Genomic DNA, 25,022 nt, shown 5'->3' with positions numbered 1-25,022 from the left:
GCTATTCATGTAGCTAAAGCTCTGACAGTTGAGGCAGAAGGGACGAGGGATCACAAGCGAGCTCCCCGGCGATCCGATACAGCTTCTCGATCGTAATGTTTACTTCACCACGCTCGATTCTTCCCATATAGCTGCGGTCGATGCTACAGGCTAGCGCTAGTGCATCCTGAGAAATCTGGCAGGCCTTTCTCTGTGCTCGGATGCGTCCCCCCAACGCTTTCGCCAACTTATCCATGACTGCCTCAATCCCACTTGAGGCGGCACTATCGTGTGTTTGCGGACGCACCAGCCACGGACTATAATCCGTATTAATTTCGCAATTTAACCTTCTGGTACCTCAATGAAATCGGCCTCGTTTCTCTTTGACAGGCGCCTGTATGAGCTGCTTCAGGAGGGAGGGAGAGCAAGGTTCACGATAAGTGAGCTGCGCGATGCCTATGCCAAGCACCTAGCTGGCAGAACTTTTCGCATCGGTGATGTGCGCCGCTATGTGTATGAGCAAGTCCGCCGAATGGTGCGTATGGGGTGGGTTGTGCTCGATGAAGAGCGGCGCTCACGGGGACAGGTCTACCATTTGCAGCCGATGCCGGCTCGTATGCAGCTGGAGTTAATCGATAACGGGTTTGACTGTCCCAGGACTGTCTGCCAACCCGAGCAAGAGTCTGGCGTTTCCGAAGTTGAGGCGGTGCCAATTCAGCCTCCAGTAGATGCGGATCAGCACTTGGAAGCGCTCCACAAAGAGATCCGTTTGGATTTTCTTTCTTCTATGGGGGAGGCGGAGCGATTCAAACTACTTCTGGAGGATATGCCGCATCTGCGAGGAAAGGTGGATGGCGAGTACATGGAGGCAAGGGATCGCAGTTCTCGTCTGTTAGGACATCTGCGTGCTATCGAGAAGACACTCAAGACGCTAGCCGCCAATCAATGACCGGATCGCTACGGGACTGGCAAACCAGCTGCATCAGCACGGCGTTGGAGCACTTCACCCTCACGCCACACTTCTTCTGTCAGGCCACACCGGGAGCCGGTAAGACTCGTATGGCTGCAGGATTGGCCAGCCGACTGCTTGAGCAGAACAGAATCGATCTAGTGCTGTGCTTTGCGCCATCTTGCCAGGTCGTTGAGAGTGTCCGTTCGACTTTTTCCTCGGTGCTTGGTAGGCGCCTCGACGGGCAGATAGGTGCAGTGGGTGCGGCATTCACCTACCAGGCTATGGAGCACCGTGATGAGGACTTCTGGCAGCTTCTTAATGACTACCGTGTGCTCGTCGTCTTCGATGAAGTCCACCACTGTGCTGGCCATGACCTGCTGTTCAGCAACGTCTGGGGGCAGCAGATATTGCACCGCATACAGGATCGCGCGGCCTTCACACTAGCCCTATCAGGCACGCCATGGCGTTCGGACGATAGAGCCATTGTCCTGGCTCGCTACTCGACGCCTGAAGGGCATCTGATTTGCGATTACCGCTATGGTTTGGGAGATGCAATTGCCGACGGCGTCTGTCGTTCCCCTCGAATTGTCCTGCTCGATAATCAGAAGGTGAAGCTCACAGAGGAGCTAGGCACAGATAGCGCCGTGAGGTTGTTCCCTAGCATTGCGAAGCTATTGGGGGAGTCACCCGTTACCTACGAAGAATTGCTGCGCCATAATGAGTTGATCGATCAGCTACTTGATCTTGGCTGCAGCAAACTCAATGAGCTTCGCCTGACCAAGTCTGATGCTGCCGGATTGGTAGTTGCTACTGACATTGAGCATGCTCAGCAGATTGCTCAGGCCCTGGACGCAAAGGGTGAAGATTGCTGCATCGTGACCAACAAAACTCCAGATGCTCAACTGGTTATTAATGGCTTCAGGCACAGTACCTGTCGCTGGATTGTGGCCGTCGGAATGATCAGCGAAGGCACTGACATTCCGAGGTTGCAGGTGTGCTGCTATCTAAGTCGTATCCGAACCGAGCTGCATTACCGGCAAGTGCTGGGGCGGGTGCTTAGGCGAACGGGTGAGTTTGATGACCAGGCTTGGTTATTCATGTTGGCGGAGCCCACGTTGCACGGCTTTGCAGAGCGAGTTGCTGATGACCTTCCGGATGACCTAGCGGTGTTGAGGGAGGTGTCTGGCCTTATTCCATACTCAAAGCCTGAGCTTCTGGAGCATGTTGGCAAGCTTGGGGGCTTGGAGGATCGCGTCGGAGGTGGGGCTGAACCTACTGATAGAGCAGGATCAACGAACGTTCTTTCAGTTGGAAGTTTTGCCGCAGAGCCAAGCTATCAGGTGAGCTTTTCTCATCATTTCAGACAGCAGCTTCTGGCTTGCTTTTGACCATGATTCTGTTTCTCGACTTCGATGGTGTCCTGCATCCTGACGCCGTGTATCTGCGGCTCAATGGCAAGATTGAGCTGCGTGCCGCGGGCGAGCTATTCATGTGGGCTCCGCAGTTGATTGGGGTGCTGAGCACACATCAGGACATCCGTATCGTCCTGTCGACGAGCTGGGCGCGAAATCTCGGTTACCAGAAGGCTCGCAAGGCGCTGCCGGCTGAGCTGAGGCACCGGGTAATCGGTGCGACTTGGCATTCGGCAATGAGTCGAGGCTGGCCCGACGGCATCCCTTGGGATGATCAAACGCGATACGAGCAGATTGCGGCTTGGCTGGCTCGCCGACCAGATCACTCCCCCTGGCTTGCAATCGACGACGATGCCGTGGGTTGGCCGGATTGTCTGCGTGAGCACCTGATTACAACTGATCCTATGTGTGGCCTTTCTGCGCTGGGGGCTCTGGCTGAACTGGTTGGTAAGCTCCAATTGCGCAATTGACTTCGACAGATGCTCGATCCTGGTGGGCTTTTGGCCCTAGTCGTAGAGGCGACTAAACAAGCTTTCGTGCAACGTAACGAGCACAGGGATTGATGCGTTTGCCGACGGTGTAGGGAAGGTGCTTCTTGGAAAAATCTATGAATTGCTTGAAGTTGCTGAAGCCAGTAACTGAGATAGTGCTGTTAGCAGGCAATCTCCTATCCGCAGAGTGGTGTCGTCCTGGCGGGCCAAGAGGTTATGGGGACAAGGCAGAGGTCGATGCTGAGATCGAAGTCATGCTACGTAGGAGCTTACTTGAACTTCTGGACTGTGATTTCTGGGGAGAGGAAACAGGCGCTCGACTGACAGGCCACGAATATTGCTGGGTAGTTGACCCCAATGATGGTACCAGCGACTTTCTTCTGGGCCGGAAGGGGTCGGCGATTTCGGTTGGGCTGCTACTCAACACCGCTCCTGTGCTTGGAGTGGTTTATGCGCCGGTCACGTCAGATCGCGGCCCTGACTGCATCTCCTGGGCGATAGGTGGCGACAGCGTTTTCCGCAACGGTAAGTCCGTACTCTTTCGACTGAATCACCTTAATCTGACACTAGGCAGCCGCGTGTTGGTGAGCACGGCGGCCGCGAGCAAACCAAAGCTCAATGCGGAGCTTTGTGCACCTGCCGAATTTATTCCAACGCCGAGTATCGCCTACCGATTAGCCCGTGTAGCCGCTGGCGATGCTGTCGCAGGTGCTTCTCTCGTCCCGGTGTCAGCTCATGATGTCGTTGGCGGCCATGCGCTGCTAATTGGGGCTGGTGGAGTTCTACTTGACCAAGATGGACAGCCAATTTCTTACGAATCTGAAGCCCTGATGATGAGAGCGTCATTGAGATGCTTCGGTGGAGCTCCTGACGCATGCAGAGAGCTTTCTAAGAGAGATTGGGGACGGTTATTCGCCGCGTAGGCGATGCAAAGACCAACAAGGCAGTCGAAGAGAATGGTTTTCTCTGGTCAAGCGCTACCGATGGCGACGATCTGATCTCGGTCGTTACTGGTGTTGGATAGACTTCCTGATACTCCGCCAGTCCAAGGCGTCAGCTCTGCTATTTGAGGACCCGATAGATGACGGTAACGCAGGTGGTAATTGAGGATTGGGATGGTGATGGCACCATCCGGGTTCCTGACGAAGTTCTTCAAGAAATGGGTGTTGACGTGGGGGATAGCCTCTACCTCATAGAAGAATATGTCGGCACAACCCGTTGTATTGTGCTGAGCAAAACTCCCCGTGTTCGTGACCGCATAGACGAGCTGTTTGAGCACACGAGCTCCGCGACAAATCGAAAAAATACCCCCACCTAAACGCTTATAAAGGTCCAGTCGTTGCTCCTCAGTCAGCCTGCTTAGCTCCTCTAATCAAGTACTGATGGTCTGAGAGCGAGGTAAGTCAGTGTCCAGTCTCCAAGCCGTAATCTTCGATGCGTTTGGCACCATAGTGCGGATAGCTAAGCCGACTCATCCGTTCAAGACGCTTCTAATGCATGGTCGAGCACAAGGACTACAGATTGATCTGAATGATGCGGCGGTCATCATGACGAACCCCTTCAATCTGGAACGAGCAGCGGCTCATTTTGGCATCGATATCCCTAGTGCAGAAATGGCTCTCCTCCAATCCCAGCTTGATGCGGAGCTGGAAACCATCGAACCCTTTCCGGACGCCGCAGATTGCATAAGTACGCTGAAAGCGACTGGCATAAAGGTTGCGATTTGTTCGAACCTGGCCATGCCATATGGAGCGGTGGTTGATGAGTTATGGCCGGGGCTTGATGCATACGGCTACAGCTATGCAGTGGGAGCTCTCAAGCCTGATCCACGCATCTACGCAGTGGTACTGGAGCGGCTTGGTGTAGCCGCGCGAAGTGCGTGGATGATCGGTGACTCTCAGCGTTGCGATAGAGACGGCCCAACCGAGATTGGTATCAAAGGGCATTTCCTCCGCAGATCTCAAGCAAAGTCACTTGGTGACTTCTCGGAGCTAGCAGCGTTTACAGATACAGTGCTGAGGATGAGATTGCAGGTTCCACATGATCGGAGATAACTATGAAAATCGCGTTGGGCCGCGAGTAGTCTCGCGTAAGTAGCTCGACTGGTCGAAAGCTGTGAGGCAATGAATTAGCGGATGCGGGCGAGAACTGGCCATCGATCATGAATCCATTTGTGTTCTTCGGGGGCGCCGGTGGTCCCGATATAGGCTTGCCGCGCATCACCCTCTCCAAGTACCAGGCATTCCAGCGCATAACCATCTGGCACATTGAGCCAGTGTGATTGACGATTTTTCTCGCCGAACTTGCCTTCTTTCTCCATAAAGCGCTGAACCATGACGAAGCCACGGCGCGGACTATATCTAGCCCAGTCACCGGCCTTCAGAGTGCTGGGTTGTGCCCAGCCCCCCTGTGGGCCGCTGCCAGGCTGTTCCTTACGCCTGCCCCAAGTAATCCAGTCCAGTTGACCACCTTCCTCCAGCAGCACTGGGATAACGGCCTTGGGGTTGGGGAAATAGATCTTCCAGACCTTGTCCGCCTCACGGGCTTCCACGCCTCCGCACATACCTGGCTCCTCACGCTGCGTGCAGTTGCACATTCGACATCCGCCACCTTGTTCTAGACTGCCTGGGCAGGACGCGCACTTCCCCAATCAGCAAAGGACTTGCCTTATGGGATTTCTGACTCTCTCTCGCCGCGAAGGCGAGATGAATAGCCCCAGTTTTCCTAGAGATCTCGACGCCTCAAATGAAGGAAAGCTTAGGCAAGGTTCGATCTCCGCTTCTGACCGATTACGGCCTATCGCTGGGTGAGGCTTCGGATTGATCCTCCCCAGATCAGGGCCTCGAAGCATGCCGGTCAAGTTCGATGTAAATGGCTGGCCAGTGGCTGTGCAATTACCCAACTACATCCGCGAGATCGAACTCGTGTCTGCAACGAAGCTGCATAGCTAATTCCTGCTACAGGGCACTCTCATGTCAGCGCAGCGTAAGAGAGCACGCGGTGGTCGTTTCAGTGGCGATGGCTCTTACCCACGTGGGTATGCTCTGCCTCAGGCAACGGTTGAACTCCTCCGCTTGAGCTGAGTTGCTGGATGATCGCGCATTCATCGACACCTCTATCCGCTGCGCATCGATGGCGCAACTCAACAAGCTGTTTCTGCAGAGCTATCAGGCTGTTGATCCGAAGCTCCACATGGCGAATGTGCTCATCTACCAGGCCGTTAACGCTATCGCAGCTCTCCTCCGGACGATCGATGAGCAAAAGCAGCCGCCGTATTTCATCAAGCGTCATGTCCAGAGTTCGGCAGTTACGGATGAATACAAGCCGCTCTAGGTGGTCCTTCCCGTAGACCCGGTAGTTCCCCTCGTTTCGACTAGGAGCAGGCAGCAGCCCTTCACGCTCATAGTAACGAATAGTCTCCACCTGACAGTCAGCCTGCTTTCCGAGCTCCCCAATCTTCATGGGCCGAATCTCCTGATCAATGCTTGACCCTATAGTGGCTTCAGGGTGTTGACTCTGCAATGACTTAGATATGAGGCCCCACCATGAGCAACTGCTGCAGTCACGACCACTCGGATAATCAAAAGCCTGAAGACCAAAAGCCTGAGCCTGCGCCATCAGGAACGACATTCAGTGCTTTCCATATCCAGGCGATGGACTGTCCAACAGAACAGAACCTCATTCAGAGCAAGCTTGGGTCTCTGGCTGGGATACACCAACTCGACTTTAACTTGATGACCCGCGTTCTAGGTGTGCAGCACAGCCTTCCTTCGGTCACCCCCATCATTGATGTGATCGCCTCCCTGGGTATGCAGGCCGAGCTCACGGACGCCCATGTACAAACCCGAATTCGCATCGAGCAGATGGACTGTCCTACTGAGGAGACGCTCATCCGCGACAAGCTCGCTAACCAAAAGGGCATCAGCAGCCTGCAGTTCAACCTGCTGCAACGCACTCTGGTCGTAGACCATGCCCCTGAGCTGTTGCCTCAACTCATGGCAGCCATCCAGGAGCTCGGGCTTTCTCCAGTTGTTGAGGGTCGTGCCGACAGCCAGGAACCTACCCCAACGAAGAAGAAGCATTGGTGGCCACTGGCGATAGCGGGAGTCGCTGCGGTTTCAGCCGAGATAATCCACTTCGGGCAGTTAGCCCCCGAATGGGTGGTTGCTGCCCTAGCAGTAGTGGGGATAGCACTAAGTGGGCTCGGTACCTACAAGAAGGGCTGGATTGCGATCAAGAACCGCAACCTGAACATCAATGCCCTCATGAGCATTGCTGTAACCGGTGCAGTACTCATTGGCCAATGGCCTGAAGCGGCCATGGTTATGGTGCTCTTCGCGGTAGCCGAGGTTATTGAAGCGCGCTCACTGGAGCGAGCACGTAACGCCATCCGCGGGCTCATGGATTTAACTCCAGAGCGGGCCACTGTTTTGCAGGCCGATGGATCCTGGCTCGATACGGATACCAAGGCGGTGGCGCTTGGTGCTGTTGTCCGGGTACGGCCAGGTGAGCGGATTGGCTTGGATGGCGAGGTGACGGCAGGTACCTCCACCGTCAACCAAGCACCCATCACCGGCGAGAGCTTGCCGGTAGATAAGATCGTTGGAGATCAGGTTTTTGCGGGCACGATTAACGAGGCCGGGTCGTTGGAGTTCCGGGTGTCAGCGGCGTCTACCAACACCACCCTGGCGCGGATCATTCATGCGGTGGAAGAGGCCCAGGGCTCCCGGGCGCCTACTCAGCGTTTCGTTGATCGCTTTTCTCAGATCTACACCCCCGCCGTGTTCTTGGTGTCTCTAGGGGTCGCCATACTCCCACCGCTATTGCTGGGTGGCGCGTGGCAGGAGTGGATCTATCGGGCGCTGGTATTACTGGTCGTTGCTTGCCCGTGTGCTCTGGTCATTTCCACTCCCGTTACCATCGTCAGCGGCTTAGCGGCGGCAGCACGCAAAGGCATCCTTATCAAAGGGGGTGTCTATCTGGAAAGCGGTAAAGATCTGGCACTGCTTGCGCTCGACAAGACTGGAACCATCACTCAAGGAAAGCCGGTTCAGACAGACTTCCTGCCGCTCAAAGAAACAGATATCGAAATGCATCGTGTCAGTGCCGCCAGCCTCGCTGCTCGCTCTGATCACCCGGTATCAAAAGCACTAGCTCGACATGCGATGGACAACAATGTGTCGCTGCTGGATGTCGAGGAGTTCGAAGCGCTGGCTGGTCGAGGAGTCAAAGGCCGTGTGAAAGGCCAGTTGTTGTATCTAGGCAACCATCGTTTGGTTGAGGAGCTGGGGATTTGTTCAAAGGAGCTGGAGCTTACGCTGGAGCGGTTAGAGCGTCAGGGTAAGACCGTCGTAATTCTGTGCAGCGACCAACAGCCCTTTGCTCTGTTCGCGGTCGCAGACACCGTGAAAGAGACCAGCGCCGATGCCATGCGGCAGCTCCATGAGCTTGGGGTAAAGACCTGCATGCTCAGTGGCGATAATGAGCACACAGCCTTGGCGATCGCCCAGCAGGTGGGTATCGATGAAGCTCGTGGCAACCTGTTGCCAGCAGACAAGCTCACAGTCATCTCTGACTTGCAGGCTCAAGGCCTAACGGTTGGCATGGTGGGAGACGGAATTAACGATGCCCCAGCATTGGCAAAAGCTCAAATTGGTTTCGCCATGGGTAGTGCAGGGACCGACACGGCGATAGAAACCGCAGACGTTGCACTGATGGATGACGACTTGCGCAAGGTCGCTACGTTCGTCCGCCTATCCCGTAGTACCGCTGCCATCCTGAAGCAGAACATCGCCCTGGCACTTGGCATCAAGGCTATCTTCCTGGGCATGGCCATCACAGGAGGCGCCACCATGTGGATGGCGGTCTTCGCGGACATGGGCGTCAGCCTGCTCGTGGTGTTTAACGGGCTGAGACTACTCAGGCAGTAACTGGGGTAAGCGATGCAATCTCAACTGAAGTCAGCAATTGCAAAAGCCTTTGCGCAAGCCGACACATACCTGCGGCTGAAGGAGACTGACAGAGCATTCGAGTGGCTAGAGCGCGCCCACATCCTGACTCAGCGGCACCCCTACCTGCATGCCAAATCGCATTGGCTGATGCTACGCCTGGGACTGCAAACCAAGGACTATCGGGAGGTCCTTGGACAAATACCTCGCATAGTGGCTGCCCTGCTTTTCTCTCGAATCTGGGTTCCCATTGGCAATACTGGGCGCGCACGAGTTAGCGCGTTTCTCCCAATGCCCGTCTCAGAAGACCTGCAAGACCTCCTCGCGAACGACAACTGAACCAGAACAGACGCTCTTTTACTATGCGCACCCTTCGCGTGCGCCATAGGGCTTCGGTTGTGCAAAAAGTGTCAAATTAAGTAGCGGACTCCCTCGTATTTTCGAAGATTACAGAATTGTAATTTTCCGATCATCTTCAAGTTATCTACGGCTTGCAACGATAGGTGCGATCGCCTCTGGCCGCCCTCGCGCCGAGGCTCCATACCTACAAGAAGATTCATGGCAAACATCCAAATCTGCCAAAAATAAAGGAGCATTTAATGAGCAACACCAAATTATCTCTTGCAGTTTTTTCGGCAATTATTGGTGTCAGCCCTATAGTTGCTAATGCTGAGGAAGCAAAAGGTGAGGGTTTCGTTGAGGGAAGTAGCCTTAATATCCTCAATCGAAATTTCTACATGAACCGTGACTTTCGTAATGGTCAGTCCAGTTCAACTGGTAATGGCTATTCCGAAGCTTGGGCACATGGTGTCATGGTTAGCTTCGAATCTGGCTTTACCGAAGGTACTGTCGGTGTAGGTATCGATACCTTCGCGATGCTGGGCATCAAACTGGATACCGGTGACGGCCGCTATGGTCCGGGCGGCAGCATCAATCTGCTACCTGTGAACAGTGACGGGGAAGCCGAAGATGACTACTCCAAGCTGGGCGGAGCCGTAAAGGTTCGACTCTTCGATACGGTCATCAAGGCTGGTGATGTATTCCCGACGACTCCGGTTCTCCACTATGGAGATTCTCGCCTCCTTCCGGAAAGCTTCAAAGGTGTCACCGCCGTCAACAACAGCATTGACGGTCTTACCCTGCAGGGCGGTCGAGTTCATGCAATGAGCCAACCGCAGCAGAGTGGCATGCGCGAAGACTTCGCCACCTTCTACGCCGGCGGCGTTGATGCGCCTTGGGCTGCCTACTTTGGTGGCGACTACACCCTGAACGACAATCTGGCCTTCAGTCTCTACACCAGCCGCCTGGAAGATGCCTGGAACCAGCACTATGCCGGCCTGTCCTGGAGTCACCCGCTTTCTGAAAGCGTCTCGCTGTTCGGTGGTCTGAACTACTACAAGGCCGTCGACCAAGGGCAGAAACTGCTGGGTGAGTTCGACAACGACATCTACAGTGGCAAGGTCGGTGTGAAGTTCGGCGCACATTCTCTGGCGCTGTCCCATCAGCGCAACAACGGCGACGATGACTTCGATTACCTGCGCCAGTCCGACTCGATTTACCTCGACAACTCCATCCAATACAGCGACTTCAACTCTCCTAAAGAGCGCTCCTGGATGGTGCGTTACGACATCGACATGGCCGCTTATGGCGTTCCTGGCTTGAGCTTCATGACCCGCTATGCCTTCGGTACCGACGCGGACTACTCCGATGCGAACGGCGTTTACATGCGCCGCGATGAGAACGGTAACCCGCTAACCGACCAAAAGCGTTGGGAGCGAAATATCGAAGCGAAGTACGTTGTGCAGTCTGGGTCGCTGAAAGACATGTCTTTCCGTATTCGCCAAATGACCACCCGCGCAACTGACTATGAATCCGACTTGGATGAAGTTCGTTTAATTGCCGAATATCCGCTGGAGGTTCTCTAACTAAGAAGCGGAGCGGGTAGTCAGCTGCCCGCCCCATCCGACAAGCATGTCAATATTGTAATTTTGGGCTCATGCTCCCGTTAGCTTCATCTTCGTAAGATTAGGACATCTTCACAGAGCGACATTAAAGAGCTCATCACCAACTGAAAGAGACCTAACTTATGAAGATTGCATATGCAGCCCTTATTGGAATTCTTGCTGTCGGCGCTACAGCCCCCGTGCTTGCACGAGGAGATGGCTACAACCGTTCGCAAGAGTTTGTGAAGCGATTCAAAGAGAACCAGAAAAAAATTCATGGGAAAGAAAAGCAGGCGGCACAAGTAGAAAGCCAGAAAAATGGCAGCACTAAGAAAGATACCGCCCAAGACAAAAGTACAGCCAACGAAGGCTGATCGTCTTTCCCCTCCCGAGTTCACCTCTAGAAGCTCCACGAGCTCCTTTGGAAAGAGGTGTACCCTCTGCGCCCTCCCCAGGGCGCATTTTTTTATCCCTCGCCCCACTGAAAACTGCCACTCCCCACAGGGCAAGCAATTCTCTAACTCACGTCTCACCTCATGCCGCGACTGCCCTTCAGCAGAGCGCTGTAACCATATTGGCTATTCCAGATCACAGCCGGTTGGTAGCTCCCAGCTCCGGGCCGGCTTGATGTCCTTGAGCTCCTCGGGAATGTTAATCGGGGGTTCATAGGGGCCGAGCAATACCTCGATCTCGCGCACGGTACGAACGAACGGGTCTAGATTGGTGCCCAGCCCTTTCTTGTGCGGTATCCACCAAGCGATGACTGTCGGTTGATCTGTTTCGTCCGTGGTCAGCAGGACCTTCCAGAAGGCCTCTGGCGTTGCTACACCATGCGACTTCACGAAGTGGTCATTCATCAGGTCCTCAAGCATGTCGCCGAATACAACCCCGCCGATAACCTTGATCGGTTTGAAGTCCCGGTAGCATTCGGTAAGCGTTTCAGTCCGATACCAAGTGACTCGATTGTGCGACGACAGCTGAGGAACGATGTTCGTCATCATGTTGCTGGCGTTCATAGCTTGGATGCTGTCGTCGAAGTGGTTGGACGGAGCTAGGTGCCCCCGATCAAAGCCGGGCGTAGTCGAGTAGGTGGAGGCTGAGTGCTGCCCTTTGCAGCCCTCTGGCAGGCTGCGATCCACTCGAAAATTATCAACCCGTGGAATCGCACTTCTGTCTTCAGTGGCCGTGTAGGTGAATCTGTGTGGCTCACCGCGTTGGCAGTCGTACAAAATCTGAAAGCGGCCGTAATCCAACTCAACCAAAGAGACATCCTCGTTCAGCGCAGGCGCTGCCGCAGGCACTGGGGGGCCCTTGTGAATTGATGTCTCTTGGTTCGTGCACGATCCAATTAGGATCAGCAGAGGGGCTAGGAGAAGGCGGCGCATAGATCTCTTCCTTGAGGTCGTTGACGAAGGATTGTAGTCCTTCATGACCTGGCCGCTGCACCTAGGATGTGGTTCTACCACTGCACCGGGATATGCAGTCTCATAGGTTCAGCCCCAACCCTGATTAAGTCAGCGTGGGCCTAGTAGAGCGGTTCGCCGAGCGGCTGCTGCGACGAACCGTGATAGGGGTATTAGAGAAGCGACAGGGTGTAGCTGACGATCAGACGGTTTGCCGTAGTAGTACTGCGCCAGTAGGTCTTTGCTGATCTTGTAGTCGGCACCGCCGTAGTAGAACTTGTTGCTGAACTGGCCGGTCTCGGCGTTGTTGGAGCCAGCGATGGACAGGCCTTCGTTGTTGCTCGAATTACGGCCCTGGGCGTGCTCCAGTTGGCCGCCGATCAGCGTCAGGTTGTCGATTTCGGCGGAGGTGACCTGGCCTCCCTCGAAGGTCTGCGGCAGCAGGCGGCCGTCGTTGAAGGTCACTACCGGTAGCTTGGGCTGCAGGGTGCCGATACGAGCCTCGGTCTTCGACAGGCGAACCTTGCCGGTCAGGCCCAGGCTACTGAAATCGTCTACTGCTCGGCCGTTTTCATCTGTGGGGAATACGGTGCCGCCGTACTTGCTGGAGTCGGGGTTGTAGTGACGCCCCTTGCCAGAATCCAGTTTGACACCGAGCAGACCGAGGGCGTCGACGCCGAAGCCGACAGTGCCTTCGGTGTAGCCTGAGATGTAGTTGAACTGGAAGCCCTGGCCCCACTCTTCCTGAGTCTTGGCGTCCTGGTTGCGGGTGTCTTGGTTGATGTAGAAATTGCGCAGGCCGATGGTGACCTTGCTGTCTTCGATGAAACCAGCGGCGTATACGTGCTGGCCCAGAAGTCCCAGTGCTAGGGAGGCAGTTATTTTTTTCATGGTGATGCTCCGGGGTAAAGGAGGCTCAGCCGCATGTGAGACCACAGCGGCTAGGGCGATAGAAGTCAGCTCAGCTGTCTTCTCTGCTTTCCGATTCCGGCATGCACCAGGCTCGCTGGAGTTTCTGGCGCTCGAGGGAACAACAATCGGAAAACGGTGTAGTTGCCCGGTACGCTGGACACATCAACGGAGCCTTGGTGCAGGCTCATGATGGAGCGCACGATAGCCAGCCCCAGGCCTGTGCCTCCCTCTGCCCGGGATCTACTGGTATCTACCCGGTAGAAGCGCTCGAACAGATGTGGAATGTGCTGGGCTGGGATACCAATCCCTGGGTTGCCAACCGACATTGAGACCGTCTCATGCTGCTTTTCAATCAGCAGCGAGATCCTGCTTTTGCGTGGGCTGTGGCGTATGGCGTTCGATAGAAGGTTCGAGGCGGCTCTTTGGATCATCAATCGATCGCCAAAGGTATGGCCGGCCCCGCTGATGTCTATCGCAATTTGCTTTTCCTCGGCGGAGATAGAGAAGAGGTCCGCTACCCGGCGTGCTTCGTCGTCTAAATCAATACGCTCGAAAGGAACCAACGAAGCGGGGTGGCTCACCTGGGCGAGGAAGAGCATGTCCGAGACGATGCGCGTTACGCGCTCAAGCTCCTCGGTACAGCATTCAAGAACTGCCTTGTACTCTTCAGGCGGGCGCTCTCGTGAAAGCGTTACCTGAGCCTTACCCATCAGATTAGTGATAGGGGAACGTAGCTCGTGGGCCAGGTCATCAGAAAACTGCGACAGCTGCTGAACGCCGCTGTCTAGGCGATGGAGCATGAAGTTGATGCCGTGCGCCAGTTCGCTCAGCTCTTGAGGCAGTCGCTCAATTGGTATGCGATGGGTCAGGTCCTGCGTAGAAACCTGTGAGGCAATTTTTCTGAACTGGCGCAGCGGTGACAATCCGCGTTGGACAATCCACCAGGCACCAACACCAATGAAGAGCAGAAGAAACGGCAGAGCGATCATGGTGGATCGAAGGTATGCCGTAAGTAGTGCATCGTCTGCAGAGCGGTCTATAGAGAGCTGGATCGTTACTTCATTGCCATCTTTCAAGCGCACATTCTTCGAAGCCGTCAGGAAGCTGTGCTTGGTGCTATCCAGCCATTCATGGAAGAAGACCCCTACGACACCTTCAGAATGTAGTTTCGGAGCATCTGACCTGTTACTAACGCTCAGCAACTTCTTCCCGTCAGGCCCTCGTTCATAGATGGCTAGCTGCAGATTGTCATGGCCTACCACTAGGTCGAGCAGTCCATGCGGTTGCTTGGCGATACCAGCGCTCGATAGTGAATCCTCTTCAAGGCGGTGCTGGATCTGCTCCAGCTTACCGCTCAGGCTGCTTCGAGCCAGTGAGGCAAGCTCATGCGTCAACGAGAAGTAAGCGAGGGTGGCCAAAAGCACCACTAGTGCGGCTCCCATCAGGGCAACAGAGAGCCCTAAGCGCATGGAGAGGCTGGCAGGTTTCATTCCCGCTCCTCGAGCACGTAACCCACCCCTCTGAGGGTATGAATTAGCTTTCTGTCGAAGGCATCGTCGATTTTGGCGCGCAAGCGGCGGATGGATACTTCGACCACATTCGTGTCGCAATCGAAGTTCATGTCCCACACCAATGAAATGATCTGAGTGCGAGAAAGCACCTCGCCAGAACGTCTCATCAGCAGGTACAACAGAGCGAACTCTTTTGTCGTCAGATCTATTCGTTGCTCACCGCGGAAGGCTCGATGTCTGGCAGGGTCCAACTCCAAGTCTGCTACACGGAGAGTCTCCGGCGCCGGTGCTTGCTCACTGCGTCGCAGGAGGGTGCGAACTCGAGCCAGCAGCTCAGGAAACTCGAAGGGCTTCACCAGATAGTCATCTGCACCCAGGTCCAATCCCTTGATCTTGTCCGCCAGCCTTCCTCTGGCGGTGAGCATCATTACGCGTGTGTTGTTATCACGGCGGAGATTTTCCAACACGCCCCAGCCATCTATTTCTGGAAGATTTACATCCAAAATGACCAAGTCATATGTATGTTGTCTTGCAAGGTGAAGGCCATCTAATCCATTAGAGGCCTTGTCTACTACATATCCACTTTCAGTCAGTCCCTGATGCAGGTATTCAGCAGTTTTCGGCTCGTCCTCAATAACTAGGATTCGCATATTAAATTCATCCAAGGAAGGCGACTTATTGTTATTTGATGAGTCGCGTAAAGTTTCAAGAAAGTAATAATGGTATGGAATTAAAAGTCTTTGAGAGCACAATTCGAATAGCCAAGCCTAAAGCCTGTAGCGGCTACAGGGTCAACACGTGGGTCTTGATATGACTGGCATTGCGACAAGCTGTCGCATGGCTGTGAGCATCTCGGACAGGTTGCTTTGCTGGATTTGCTGATTTCTAGAAAGGTTCCTTAGCAGGAGCTAGGTTTGTTTCAACATGTAACTTCGCAGGGTTTCCTGATGGGGCATCTTAATACAGCGGAGTGGCCTGTAGGCCTTGATTACATATTTGTAATTTTCCAGTCACCTTGGCGATATGAACTGATATCTAAATTCTGCGGCTAACTCACTCCCTGTCTTCATCAGCTGATCGCAATTACCGGATCGAGCCATTTGAACCAAGGAATGATCATTGGTTGCGGAGGATTAACCCTTGCTTTCTTGCGATGGTGTTGTTGCGGGTTTTTATCGGAAGTTTCTTCCGGTGTTACTGGTGTCCCTTTGGATGGTTGGCCGGCCAGCACAAGCTGCGCCTGTGGAGCTGTCGCTGGCTGACGCATTGAGTCAGGCGCAGGACAACAATCCGGCTCTCTCGGCTGCGAGCCGCTTGGTAGATATCTCCCTGGGCGAGCGGCAGCAGGCAGGCCTACTGCCAAACCCAGAGCTCTCATGGGAGGTGGAGGACACCCGTAGCGACACGCGGACTACCACTACCCAAATTACTCAGCCAATTGAGCTTGGGGGGAAGCGAGGGGCCCGCATTGAGCAGGCGGAGAAAGGCCAGAGCGCAGCGTCGGTCGAACTAGAGCGCAGCCAGAATGCGCTGCGCGCCGATGTCATCCTGTCGTTCTACGACAACTTGCAAGCAGAGATGCGTGTCGCACTGGCAGAGCAATCTCTCGTGCTGGCTGAGCGAGGAGTTCAGGGAGCTGAGGGGCGCGTCAAGGCGGGCAAGGTTTCACCAGTTGAGCTGACGCGCGCTCAGGTGCAGCTCTCTGAGGTTAGGCTTGAGCTACGTCGAGCTCAGCGAGATCAAGCAAGCGCCCATTCACGACTGCAGGCTGTCATCGGTGGTGGTAGTGCAGAAATCAGTGTCGTGGGAGATGCAACCAGCATCCCTGAGCCGCCGACAGTCAGCCAGCTGTGGTCAGCTCTAGGGGCAACCGCAGAAATGCGCCTGGCCCGGTTGTCCGTGGAACAGCAAGAAGCTTCATTCGAGCTGGAAAAGACCCAGCGTATTCCTGATCTGAACGTGAGTCTGGGCAGCCAATACAGCGCTGAAGATCGGGAGCGAGTCAACGTAGTTGGCCTATCGATGCCGATTCCTCTCTTCAATCGTAACCAGGGCAATATTTTTTCTGCTGCACGCCGAGCCGACCAAGCCCGCGACCTGCGCAATGCCACCGAACTGCGCCTCAGGGCAGATGTGCAACAGGCCATGGAGCAATGGATCGTCGCAAACGAGGAGATCAAGTCACTCAACCAGACGATTCTGCCATCGGCCAAAAGCGCTGTTGATAGCGCTACCCGCGGGTTCGAAATGGGCAAATTCGGTTTTCTCGATGTGCTGGATGCTCAGCGAACCCTGATTGGTGCCCGTACGCAGTATGTCGACGCCCTAGCCTCAGCCACCGCGGCTTGGGTGCAGTTAGAGCGCGTGTATGGCGACGTATCAGGCATCCCTGCTCCACGTTGAACCACTGAATTACCAACGACCTTCTTTGTGACCCGCAACTGGACTGCGGGTCGCTGTATTTTATTCAGGAGTTGCTTATGAGCAGAAAATTACCCCTCGTACTCGCGATCATTGCAGGCATAGGGCTTGTTGGTGGCGGAGTACTCCTCATGGATAAGGAGAAAGGCCAGGGATCTGATGGGCATGCCGAGACAAGCAGCCATCAGGACACAGAGCACCATGGTGAAGAAGCTAAGCAGGGTCACGACGATGCTGATGATCATGGGGATACCGAGCATCATGCCCGCGGCCCTAACGGCGGAACGCTGTTCACTCAGGATAACTTCTGCGCTGAGCTAGTCGCACCGGAGAGTGCAGATGGAAGTACTCCCATGTCGTTGTATCTGGCACAGGGAGGGCAGCAGATTCTGTCTGGCGACAACACTCGGGTGTCCATGGAGATCAGGCGACCTTCAGGGGAAGTGAATACCCTTCGGTTCGAGCCAAAGGGGAACGCCTTCGTCAGTGCAACAGGTATCGCCGAGCCGCACTACTTTGAGGCTCTCATCCTGATTGAGCGAGTAGGAAGGGCTTACCGTTTCAGCTACTCCAAAGAGGAAGGCCTCATCGAGCTCAGCAACGAGCAAATCGATGCAGCTGGAGTCCAGTTGGCTAAGGCTGCCGCTGGAGTGATGAGCGCTACTATCAACCTCCCCGGTGAGATTCGCTTCGATGAGGACCATACGGCTCACGTGGTTCCTCGAACGGCCGGTGTCGTGGAAAGCGTCAAGGTCAACTTGGGAGTGTCTGTTAAGAAAGGCCAACTCCTGGCAGTCATCGCAAGCCAGCAAATATCCGATCAGCGCAGTGAGTTTGCTGCGGCTCAGCGCAAGGTCGAGCTGGCCCGCACAACCTTTGAGCGGGAGCAGCAACTGTGGAAGGAGAAGATTTCTGCAGAGCAGGATTATCTGCAGGCTCGCCAGTCGCTACAGGAGGCAGAAATTGCTCTTGGTAATGCCCGTCAGAAAATGGGGGCCCTGGGCGAAAACGTCGCTCTTGCAGGTGGTAACCGCTACGAGCTGAGAGCCCCGTTCGATGGCATTGTGGTGGAGAAACACCTAGTGCTTGGCGAGGTCGTTAACGAAGCGAGCAACGCCTTCACCATCTCAGATCTCAGTCGTGTCTGGGCAACCTTCAGTGTTGCACCTCGGGACTTGGGCAAGATTCAGGTCGGAAAGCCAGTCAAGATCAGTGCGCCTGAGCTGGAGGCTGAGGTTGTAGGCAACGTCTCGTACGTTGGGAGCTTGCTTGGCGAGCAGACACGTACAGCGACTGCCCGTGCAACCCTCGAGAATCCCAATGGCGCATGGCGTCCAGGCCTCTTTGTATCGGTCGCACTATCGACCGACTCCCGCCAGGCCAACGTCACCGTCCCGGCGCAGGCAATTCAAACCATCGATGAGAAACCCACGGTTTTCGTTCGTGTGGAAGATGGTTTCGTAGCGCTTCCCGTGGTGTTAGGCACGCGCAGCGAAGGGACCTTGGAAATTACCCAAGGCTTGGCCGCCGGCGCGCAGGTTGCGACAGAAGGGAGCTTCATCCTCAAGTCCGAGCTGGGTAAAGGCTCCGCAGACCACGCCCACTGACCCGCTATTGACGGAAGATTCTTATGTTCGAACGCATCATTCAGTTCGCTATCGAGCAGCGCATCATTGTGATGCTCGCCGTATTGGCGATGGCTGGGTTGGGTATTGCCAGCTACCAGAAGCTCCCCATAGATGCTGTTCCTGATATCACCAACGTTCAGGTACAGATCAATACCGCAGCGGCAGGTTTCTCACCTTTAGAAACCGAGCAGCGCATTACCTTTCCGATCGAGACGGCCATGGCCGGCTTACCGCATCTCAAACAGACCAGGTCACTTTCGCGCTCCGGGTTGTCGCAAGTGACCGTGATTTTCGAAGACGGTACGGATCTCTACTTTGCCCGTCAGCTCGTCAATGAGCGCCTACAGGTTGCCCGCGAGCAATTGCCGGAAGGTACAGAGGCAATGATGGGCCCAATCTCGACAGGCTTGGGCGAGATCTTCTTGTGGACGGTTGAGGCAAAAGAGGGAGCGTTGAAGGAGGACGGCACGCCATATACGCCAACCGACTTGCGGGTAATCCAGGATTGGATCATCAAGCCTCAGCTGCGCAACGTTCCAGGTGTGGCCGAGATCAACACCATCGGTGGCTTCGCGAAGGAATACCAGATCGCCCCGGATCCTAAGCGCTTAGCCGCCTATAAGCTCACACTGGGAGACCTGGTCACTGCACTTGAGCGTAACAATGCCAACGTCGGTGCTGGCTATATCGAGCGTAGTGGAGAGCAGTTGCTGATTCGGGCGCCCGGTCAGGTTGCCACCGCGGCGGACATCGCCAACATCGTTATCAGCAACGTCGACGGGACCTCCATTCGGGTCAGCCATATTGCGGATGTGCAGATTGGCCGAGAGCTGCGTACTGGAGCTGCCACCGAGAACGGCCGAGAAGTTGTGCTCGGCACGGTGTTCATGCTCATCGGCGAGAACAGTCGCAGTGTCTCTCAGGCAGTGGCCGCCAAGCTGGAACAGATCAATCGATCGCTCCCGGATGGGGTAGTCGCCATCACGGTTTACGACCGAACTGATTTGGTGGACAAGGCCATCGCCACGGTTAAGAAGAACCTCATTGAGGGGGCGATCCTGGTGATAGCCATCCTCTTCCTGTTCCTCGGCAATATCCGTGCAGCGATCATCACCGCGATGGTGATCCCGCTGTCGATGCTCTTCACCTTTACGGGCATGTTCACCTACAAGGTGAGTGCAAACCTGATGAGCCTTGGTGCTTTGGACTTCGGCATCATCGTTGATGGCGCGGTAGTTATCGTCGAGAACGCCATTCGCCGGTTGGCTCACGCACAACAGCATCATGGCCGGATGCTTACCCGCTCCGAGCGCGTGCATGAAGTTTTTGCCGCCTCGCGAGAGGCGCGCAGGGCCCTGATCTTTGGGCAACTGATCATCATGGTGGTCTACCTTCCGATCTTTGCGCTGACAGGGGTCGAAGGGAAGATGTTCCATCCCATGGCGTTCACGGTGGTGATCGCTCTGTTGGGGGCGATGATTCTTTCCGTGACCTTCGTTCCAGCTGCGATTGCGCTCTTCATCACTGGCAAGGTCAAAGAGGAAGAGAACTTCGTCATGCGTGCTGCCCGTAAAGGCTACGAGCCGGTGCTGGGCTGGGTCATGGGCAATCGAACCGCAGTATTTGCCGGCGCAGTTACCTTGGTAGTGCTGTCTGGTGTATTGGCCAGTCGCATGGGCAGCGAGTTCATCCCTAGTCTCAGCGAGGGGGACTTTGCTCTGCAGGCGTTGCGCGTACCAGGAACTAGCCTGACGCAGTCGGTGGAGATGCAGGCGCGCCTGGAAAAGAGACTGGTAGAAAAAGTGCCAGAGATCGAGAGGGTATTTGCCCGGACCGGTACCGCAGAGATTGCCTCTGACCCCATGCCGCCGAACATCTCGGATGCTTACGTCATGCTCAAACCCAAGGATCAGTGGCCTGACCCGGGCAAGTCGCGAGAGGCGTTGATAGCTGACCTGCAGCGTGTGAGTGCGGAAGTTCCGGGTAGCAACTACGAGCTTTCTCAGCCCATCCAGTTGCGCTTCAACGAGTTGATTTCAGGTGTGCGCAGTGACGTCGCAGTGAAGGTGTTTGGTGACGACATGGAGGTACTCAACAACACTGCTGCTGAGATTGCTGAAACGCTGGAGAAAGTGGAGGGCTCTTCCGAGGTGAAGGTGGAGCAAACCACCGGGCTGCCTGTGCTAACCATCAATATCGATCGTGACAAAGCTGCTCGCTTTGGCCTGAACGTAGGCGATGTTCAGGACACTATCGCTTTCGCGGTAGGAGGCCAGCGTGCAGGCACCTTGTTCGATGGCGACCGCCGCTTTGACATGGTGGTGCGCCTCTCGGATCGGCTGCGTACAGATATCGATGGCCTTTCGCGCTTGCTGATTCCTGTTCCGGCACCATCAGGCGGAGCTGCAGAGCAGATATCGTTCATTTCGCTATCTGAGGTCGCAAGCCTCGACCTAGTACTTGGTCCCAACCAGGTCAGCCGTGAGAATGGAAAGCGCTTGGTGGTGGTTAGCGCCAACGTGCGAGGACGGGATATTGGGTCCTTTGTTCAGGACGCCAGCGATCGCCTGCTGCAGGATGTGAAGGTTCCGGCTGGATACTGGAGCACCTGGGGTGGCCAGTTTGAGCAGTTGCAGTCGGCAGCCAAGCGGCTTCAGATCGTCGTCCCGGTCGCTTTGCTCTTGGTCTTCACCTTGTTGTTCATGATGTTCAATAACGTCAAGGATGGCTTGGTGGTGTTCACCGGCATTCCCTTCGCGCTGACTGGTGGTGTACTCGCCCTTTGGCTGCGAGATATTCCCCTGTCCATCTCGGCTGGCGTCGGTTTCATTGCCTTGTCGGGCGTCGCGGTTCTGAACGGCTTGGTGATGATTTCCTTCATCCGTAATCTGCGCGAGGAAGGAAGGTCGTTGCACGCAGCAATCATTGAAGGCGCTCTGACTCGCTTACGACCGGTCCTGATGACAGCGTTGGTGGCGTCGCTGGGCTTTGTGCCGATGGCGCTGGCGACAGGCACAGGGGCCGAAGTGCAGCGACCACTGGCATCAGTCGTCATCGGAGGGATTCTATCCTCCACGACCCTCACTCTCTTGGTACTGCCAGTGCTGTATCAGTGGGTGCACCGGCGGGACGAGGAAGAAGAGGATGCTGAGTCGTCCGACTCCGATGGAGATGTAGCGTTGCACAAGGGCTGACGTCTCTCGTATGAACTAGGTGGTCCAAGCCGCAGACGGTATTGGACCACCACGTGGTGAGCCCACCTTCGCTTTCGCGACCTCATCGAGAATTAGTTTGTGCAGGGATTGTGGGGCTAACTCCTGCAGCAGTAATCTGGTCACGAAGAGCGTGTCCACCCTAAATGCCGATCGCCGATGTAGTCTGCATGCGGCTTTGAGCCGCGTCATCGTCCAGCCGATCTCGCGACACCTTCCATTCTACGAGGCTGCTCTGCTACTGGTTGCAGCTCCCACCACCCCTTTGGGCGAGTCGCAATGAGCCTTAAATCTTCCCCCGATAGCTGGAATCTGCTGCTGATCGCTTGGCTGGTTGCTCTGGTATCGACCCTCTCCGCGCTGTTCATCGGCGAAGTGATGGGACAGGCTCCCTGTGTTCTGTGCTGGTTCCAGCGTGCCTTCATGTTCCCGCTGGCGATAATTCTGGCTATCGCCTGCTATCGATCTGACTTCGCCATCTGGCGCTATGCCTTGCCGTTATCCGCCATCGGCGCGGTGTTGGCATTAGCCCACACGCTGCTCTATGCGGGGCTGATTCCTCAACCTATCCAGCCGTGCACGGCCACCGGTCCGTCCTGCTCGGGAGCCGGTATGACCATTTTCGGCAGCGTGCCTTTGCCAGTGCTGGCCTTGCTTGCCTTCATCCTGATTGCCGCGCTACTCATCATCATCCGTCGGAGAACCATCGAATGAATCGCCGTCCCCTGGTCCTGATCATCAGCGTGGTGATCCTGGCTGCCTTCGCTGCCGCCGCATACCTGTATGCACCCTCGAAGTCACCACAGACATCTCAGCAGCCTCAAGCGAGCGTATCGTCACAGGCCGCAATGGAAGCCACCTCGGACAGCAGTAATCTGGTCCGTTTCCACTCTCCGGTATTCGGCCCGGCGAAAGCCCCAGTAACCATCGTCGAGTTCTTCGATCCGTCGTGCGAAGCATGCCGGGCCTTTTACCCGCATGTGAAGAAGATCCTCGCCGAGAACCCTGCTGACGTGCGCCTGGTGCTGCGCTATGTGCTGTTCCACCAGGGTTCTGAGGAGGTGGCACGCCTGCTAGAAGCATCGCGCAAACAGAATTTGTATCAGCAGGTGCTGGAGGCCGTTCTCGAAGCCCAGCCGGGCTGGCACGACGATCCCAAGGCCCAAGAGGCATGGGTTGCTGCAGAGCGGGTCGGGCTGGACGTAGAGAAAGCTCGCGCAGACATGCACGCACCCGGCGTCGATGCCGTACTGAAGATGGACATGCAGGACGTCAAAGCGGTGGGAGTTCAAGGCACCCCGACCTTCTTCGTCAACGGTCGCCCGCTGGATAAGTTTGGCCCAGAGCCACTACGCCAGTTAGTGGGTAGCGAAGTCGCCAAGGCCAGGGACTGAGACCATGGGGGCTCTGGAGAATCGGATTCCACCGCCTCTGGTCGCGACCCTAATTGGTGTCTTGATGGGGGTAAGCGCTCGCTATTTCCCGGGCTTTGTGAATAGCCCCGGCTTTTCTAGAGACCGTCCTGCCTCAGAAAATAACGTCGCTCGAACTCTACCGGCGACAGCTTCTCGGCGAAACCATGTCGCCGCTTGGGGTTGTAAAACAACTCGATGTAATCAAACACATCGCGTCGTGCCTCATCTCGATTGCCGTAAATCCTGCGCTTGATCCGCTCACGCTTGAGCAGCTGGAAGAAGCTTTCGGCAACCGCATTGTCGTGGCAGTTGCCACGGCGACTCATGCTACCGACCAAGTTGTTGGCCTTGAGAAAGCTCTGCCAATCCGAACTACTGAACTGACTACCCTGGTCAGAGTGAATCATCACTTCCTGCTTCGGCTTTCGTCGCCAGACGGCCATCAGCAGTGCATCAATGGCTAGGTCGCTGCTCATGCGAGGTTTCATCGACCAACCAATGACCTGTCGAGAGAACAGGTCGAGTACCACCGCCAAATACAGCCAACCTTCGTAGGTGCGGATATAGGTGATGTCGGTGACCCAGACCTTGTTTGGCTCGCTGACGTTGAACTGGCGCTCCAGCCGATTCGGCGCAGGTGTTGGCGGCTTGCCGCCATATCGACCAGGGCGACGACGATAGCCTGTTTGTGAACGCAGTCCTTCCGCACGCATCAGCCTAGCCACGCGATGACGCCCACAGCACTCACCTAGTTCGCGCAGATCTGCATGGATCTTGCGATAGCCATAAACCCCACCGCTCTCCAGCCAGGAATGTTTGATCAAACCCAGCAGGCGCTGATCATCCTTGGCCCGTGCCGACTTGGGCTCAGCCAGCCACGCGTAGTAACCGCTGGGATGTACTTTCAGAACCTGGCAGAGGCGTTGAATCGAGTAACTTGCCGCCAATTGGCGGATGAAGGCGTACCTCAGCCGGACTCCCTGGCAAAGTACGCGGCGGCCTTTTTTAGGATGTCTCGCTCTTCGGTCACCCGCTTGAGTTCAGCCCGCAGACGACGCAGCTCCGCCTGCTGATCGTCTTCTTGCTTACGCTGGGCTTCTGGCTTGCTGTAGCGCTTGATCCATGCATACAGGCTGTGCGCAGACATGCCCAACCGGGCCGCTACATCGGCAACAGGCAGGCCGCGTTCGGTTACTTGCCTGACCGCTTCGATCTTGAACTCTTCGGGGAAACGCTGGTTGCTCATGGCACCTCCTAGTGGGCCTCATTATGAGGCTTGGAGGTCTCTAGGGAATCCGGGGCTATTCAAACTGTCGAGCGAGCTAGGGCGGGAGGAAGTTGAGGTGGGTGGGCGCTTTGAGCTCAACAGCGTTGGGATGATTCGGCGCATGGCGACATTGGATCTAGGTATCGCCTTGTTGCCGGAGGGCATTGCCGCTCAGGCAGTTGCCAATGGAGAACTGTGCTAAGTCTTGCCTGAGGGCAGGCTTCGCCGGTCTCGGTGTATGCCCATACTGAGACGCCGCTACTGCCCGCTAAGCCCCAGCGATTTATTGAATTATTGCGTGAGAAAATTGATAACGGTTAAAGAAAGTTGACTCAGAAAGGTCCGCCTTTGGCGCAAAATAAGGCGCACGCAGAGGCAAACCTCTAAAGAGAAAAGCCAGGCAGTGCCTGGCTTTTCTCATCGTGGATACTGCCTTATTGCAGCCACTCTTTATATACGGCATTGATCAATCTACGATCTCAGAGCCTAAAACAGCTAAGCAAACAGATAATAATTTGCATGCAAAAT

Annotated in this window: 22 protein-coding genes and 2 pseudogenes; 16 read left to right on the top strand and 8 right to left on the bottom strand. The window is 55.5% G+C overall.

The genetic code is table 11. The annotated features are described in order from the left end of the window. Positions 1-13: 13 nt before the first annotated feature. Positions 14-235: a helix-turn-helix domain-containing protein gene (locus tag H3H51_RS15795; RefSeq protein WP_183090024.1), complete on the bottom strand. Its 222-nt coding sequence runs from the start codon at positions 233-235 to the stop codon at positions 14-16. Between the two features lie 105 nt (positions 236-340). Here H3H51_RS15795 and H3H51_RS15790 point away from each other — a divergent pair, with 105 nt between their 5' ends. From H3H51_RS15790 to H3H51_RS15765, 6 genes are all read left to right on the top strand, one after another. Further along, complete coding sequence (locus tag H3H51_RS15790; protein ID WP_183090023.1) at positions 341-928, top strand: hypothetical protein; 588 nt, start codon at positions 341-343, stop codon at positions 926-928. Next, the gene (locus H3H51_RS15785; RefSeq protein ID WP_183090022.1) at positions 925-2,319 is read left to right on the top strand and encodes a DEAD/DEAH box helicase; all 1,395 of its coding nucleotides are present in this window, start codon (positions 925-927) and stop codon (positions 2,317-2,319) included. The genes H3H51_RS15790 and H3H51_RS15785 overlap by 4 nt, the downstream gene beginning before the upstream one ends. Before the next feature lie 2 nt (positions 2,320-2,321). Further along, the gene (locus H3H51_RS15780) at positions 2,322-2,813 is read left to right on the top strand and encodes an HAD domain-containing protein (RefSeq protein WP_183090021.1); all 492 of its coding nucleotides are present in this window, start codon (positions 2,322-2,324) and stop codon (positions 2,811-2,813) included. 137 nt (positions 2,814-2,950) lie between these two features. After that, positions 2,951-3,757 (top strand): inositol monophosphatase family protein, encoded by an 807-nt coding sequence (locus H3H51_RS15775; RefSeq protein ID WP_183090020.1) that lies wholly within the window; start codon positions 2,951-2,953, stop codon positions 3,755-3,757. A gap of 158 nt (positions 3,758-3,915) precedes the next feature. After that, positions 3,916-4,152, top strand: coding sequence for an AbrB/MazE/SpoVT family DNA-binding domain-containing protein (locus H3H51_RS21175; RefSeq protein ID WP_235981392.1), 237 nt, complete (start codon positions 3,916-3,918; stop codon positions 4,150-4,152). 88 nt (positions 4,153-4,240) lie between these two features. Continuing rightward, a complete protein-coding gene (locus H3H51_RS15765; RefSeq protein ID WP_183090018.1) occupies positions 4,241-4,888 on the top strand; it encodes an HAD family hydrolase in 648 nt (215 codons plus the stop codon). Between the two features lie 74 nt (positions 4,889-4,962). Here the strand turns inward: H3H51_RS15765 and H3H51_RS15760 are convergent, their stop codons facing one another. Both H3H51_RS15760 and cadR read right to left on the bottom strand, forming a co-directional pair. Next, positions 4,963-5,385: a hypothetical protein gene (locus H3H51_RS15760; protein WP_183090017.1), complete on the bottom strand. Its 423-nt coding sequence runs from the start codon at positions 5,383-5,385 to the stop codon at positions 4,963-4,965. Between the two features lie 458 nt (positions 5,386-5,843). Further along, positions 5,844-6,296, bottom strand: a complete 453-nt coding sequence (gene cadR / locus H3H51_RS15755) for a Cd(II)/Pb(II)-responsive transcriptional regulator (protein WP_183090016.1) — start codon at positions 6,294-6,296, stop codon at positions 5,844-5,846. 272 nt (positions 6,297-6,568) lie between these two features. Here cadR and H3H51_RS15750 point away from each other — a divergent pair, with 272 nt between their 5' ends. From H3H51_RS15750 to H3H51_RS15735, 4 genes are all read left to right on the top strand, one after another. Beyond that, positions 6,569-8,764: a heavy metal translocating P-type ATPase gene (locus H3H51_RS15750; RefSeq protein ID WP_456237008.1), complete on the top strand. Its 2,196-nt coding sequence runs from the start codon at positions 6,569-6,571 to the stop codon at positions 8,762-8,764. A gap of 12 nt (positions 8,765-8,776) precedes the next feature. Further along, positions 8,777-9,121 (top strand): DUF3703 domain-containing protein, encoded by a 345-nt coding sequence (locus H3H51_RS15745; protein WP_183090015.1) that lies wholly within the window; start codon positions 8,777-8,779, stop codon positions 9,119-9,121. Between the two features lie 260 nt (positions 9,122-9,381). Then, positions 9,382-10,707: an OprD family porin gene (locus H3H51_RS15740; RefSeq protein WP_183090014.1), complete on the top strand. Its 1,326-nt coding sequence runs from the start codon at positions 9,382-9,384 to the stop codon at positions 10,705-10,707. 161 nt (positions 10,708-10,868) lie between these two features. Continuing rightward, entirely contained in the window at positions 10,869-11,099 is a 231-nt protein-coding gene (locus H3H51_RS15735) for a hypothetical protein (RefSeq protein ID WP_183090013.1), read from the top strand. Positions 11,100-11,303: 204 nt separating this feature from the next. Here H3H51_RS15735 and H3H51_RS15730 read toward each other — a convergent pair whose 3' ends face one another. The 4 genes and pseudogenes from H3H51_RS15730 to H3H51_RS15715 form a co-directional block, all read right to left on the bottom strand. After that, positions 11,304-12,110, bottom strand: coding sequence for a DNA/RNA non-specific endonuclease (locus H3H51_RS15730; RefSeq protein ID WP_183090012.1), 807 nt, complete (start codon positions 12,108-12,110; stop codon positions 11,304-11,306). A gap of 219 nt (positions 12,111-12,329) precedes the next feature. Then, positions 12,330-13,019, bottom strand: a pseudogene (locus H3H51_RS15725) (OprD family outer membrane porin); the annotation flags it as partial. 65 nt (positions 13,020-13,084) lie between these two features. Then, positions 13,085-14,530 carry a heavy metal sensor histidine kinase gene (locus H3H51_RS15720; RefSeq protein ID WP_183090011.1) on the bottom strand — a complete coding sequence of 482 codons (1,446 nt, stop codon included), beginning with the start codon at positions 14,528-14,530 and terminating at the stop codon, positions 13,085-13,087. Further along, complete coding sequence (locus H3H51_RS15715; RefSeq protein WP_183090010.1) at positions 14,527-15,201, bottom strand: heavy metal response regulator transcription factor; 675 nt, start codon at positions 15,199-15,201, stop codon at positions 14,527-14,529. The genes H3H51_RS15720 and H3H51_RS15715 overlap by 4 nt, the downstream gene beginning before the upstream one ends. Positions 15,202-15,763: 562 nt before the next feature. Between H3H51_RS15715 and H3H51_RS15710 the strand changes: the two genes are divergently transcribed. The 5 genes from H3H51_RS15710 to H3H51_RS15690 all read left to right on the top strand — a co-directional run bounded on the left by H3H51_RS15710 (position 15,764) and on the right by H3H51_RS15690 (position 23,206). Further along, entirely contained in the window at positions 15,764-16,954 is a 1,191-nt protein-coding gene (locus H3H51_RS15710; protein WP_183090230.1) for a TolC family protein, read from the top strand. A gap of 371 nt (positions 16,955-17,325) precedes the next feature. Beyond that, complete coding sequence (locus H3H51_RS15705; protein ID WP_183090229.1) at positions 17,326-18,579, top strand: efflux RND transporter periplasmic adaptor subunit; 1,254 nt, start codon at positions 17,326-17,328, stop codon at positions 18,577-18,579. Between the two features lie 23 nt (positions 18,580-18,602). Then, positions 18,603-21,794 (top strand): CusA/CzcA family heavy metal efflux RND transporter, encoded by a 3,192-nt coding sequence (locus H3H51_RS15700; protein ID WP_183090009.1) that lies wholly within the window; start codon positions 18,603-18,605, stop codon positions 21,792-21,794. A gap of 297 nt (positions 21,795-22,091) precedes the next feature. Next, complete coding sequence (locus tag H3H51_RS15695) at positions 22,092-22,526, top strand: disulfide bond formation protein B (protein ID WP_183090008.1); 435 nt, start codon at positions 22,092-22,094, stop codon at positions 22,524-22,526. After that, on the top strand, positions 22,523-23,206 hold the full coding sequence (locus H3H51_RS15690) for a DsbA family protein (protein ID WP_183090007.1): 684 nt from the start codon (positions 22,523-22,525) through the stop codon (positions 23,204-23,206). The genes H3H51_RS15695 and H3H51_RS15690 overlap by 4 nt, the downstream gene beginning before the upstream one ends. 116 nt (positions 23,207-23,322) lie before the next feature. Here H3H51_RS15690 and H3H51_RS15685 read toward each other — a convergent pair. Further along, a protein-coding gene (locus tag H3H51_RS15685) for an IS3 family transposase (RefSeq protein ID WP_183090006.1) occupies positions 23,323-24,473 on the bottom strand; the annotation gives its coding sequence in 2 pieces (ribosomal slippage) (positions 23,323-24,230 and positions 24,230-24,473; 1,152 coding nt in all). A gap of 19 nt (positions 24,474-24,492) precedes the next feature. Between H3H51_RS15685 and H3H51_RS21170 the strand changes: the two are divergent. Further along, a pseudogene (locus H3H51_RS21170) lies at positions 24,493-24,815 on the top strand (LysR substrate-binding domain-containing protein); the annotation flags it as partial. Positions 24,816-25,022 lie beyond the last annotated feature (207 nt).

Origin of the sequence: Aquipseudomonas ullengensis (genome assembly GCF_014174475.1) — a bacterium.
Taxonomy (GTDB): domain Bacteria; phylum Pseudomonadota; class Gammaproteobacteria; order Pseudomonadales; family Pseudomonadaceae; genus Aquipseudomonas; species Aquipseudomonas ullengensis.
The sequence above is the reverse complement of the archived record's forward strand: the minus strand, read 5'-3'. Positions and strand labels throughout refer to the sequence as shown.

Bases quoted from the DNA above. Each gene is read 5' to 3' on its own strand.
- H3H51_RS15720 (WP_183090011.1), bottom strand. From the start codon at position 14,530: ATGAAACCTGCCAGCCTCTCCATGCGCTTAGGGCTCTCTGTTGCCCTG.
- H3H51_RS15700 (WP_183090009.1), top strand. From the start codon at position 18,603: ATGTTCGAACGCATCATTCAGTTCGCTATCGAGCAGCGCATCATTGTG.
- H3H51_RS15695 (WP_183090008.1), top strand. From the start codon at position 22,092: ATGAGCCTTAAATCTTCCCCCGATAGCTGGAATCTGCTGCTGATCGCT.
- H3H51_RS15745 (WP_183090015.1), top strand. From the start codon at position 8,777: ATGCAATCTCAACTGAAGTCAGCAATTGCAAAAGCCTTTGCGCAAGCC.
- H3H51_RS15690 (WP_183090007.1), top strand. From the start codon at position 22,523: ATGAATCGCCGTCCCCTGGTCCTGATCATCAGCGTGGTGATCCTGGCT.
- H3H51_RS15750 (WP_456237008.1), top strand. From the start codon at position 6,569: ATGACCCGCGTTCTAGGTGTGCAGCACAGCCTTCCTTCGGTCACCCCC.
- H3H51_RS15715 (WP_183090010.1), bottom strand. From the start codon at position 15,201: ATGCGAATCCTAGTTATTGAGGACGAGCCGAAAACTGCTGAATACCTG.
- cadR (WP_183090016.1), bottom strand. From the start codon at position 6,296: ATGAAGATTGGGGAGCTCGGAAAGCAGGCTGACTGTCAGGTGGAGACT.
- H3H51_RS15740 (WP_183090014.1), top strand. From the start codon at position 9,382: ATGAGCAACACCAAATTATCTCTTGCAGTTTTTTCGGCAATTATTGGT.
- H3H51_RS15775 (WP_183090020.1), top strand. From the start codon at position 2,951: ATGAATTGCTTGAAGTTGCTGAAGCCAGTAACTGAGATAGTGCTGTTA.
- H3H51_RS15780 (WP_183090021.1), top strand. From the start codon at position 2,322: ATGATTCTGTTTCTCGACTTCGATGGTGTCCTGCATCCTGACGCCGTG.
- H3H51_RS15795 (WP_183090024.1), bottom strand. From the start codon at position 235: ATGGATAAGTTGGCGAAAGCGTTGGGGGGACGCATCCGAGCACAGAGA.
- H3H51_RS15730 (WP_183090012.1), bottom strand. From the start codon at position 12,110: ATGCGCCGCCTTCTCCTAGCCCCTCTGCTGATCCTAATTGGATCGTGC.
- H3H51_RS15790 (WP_183090023.1), top strand. From the start codon at position 341: ATGAAATCGGCCTCGTTTCTCTTTGACAGGCGCCTGTATGAGCTGCTT.
- H3H51_RS15785 (WP_183090022.1), top strand. From the start codon at position 925: ATGACCGGATCGCTACGGGACTGGCAAACCAGCTGCATCAGCACGGCG.
- H3H51_RS15735 (WP_183090013.1), top strand. From the start codon at position 10,869: ATGAAGATTGCATATGCAGCCCTTATTGGAATTCTTGCTGTCGGCGCT.
- H3H51_RS15710 (WP_183090230.1), top strand. From the start codon at position 15,764: ATGGTTGGCCGGCCAGCACAAGCTGCGCCTGTGGAGCTGTCGCTGGCT.
- H3H51_RS15705 (WP_183090229.1), top strand. From the start codon at position 17,326: ATGTCGTTGTATCTGGCACAGGGAGGGCAGCAGATTCTGTCTGGCGAC.
- H3H51_RS21175 (WP_235981392.1), top strand. From the start codon at position 3,916: ATGACGGTAACGCAGGTGGTAATTGAGGATTGGGATGGTGATGGCACC.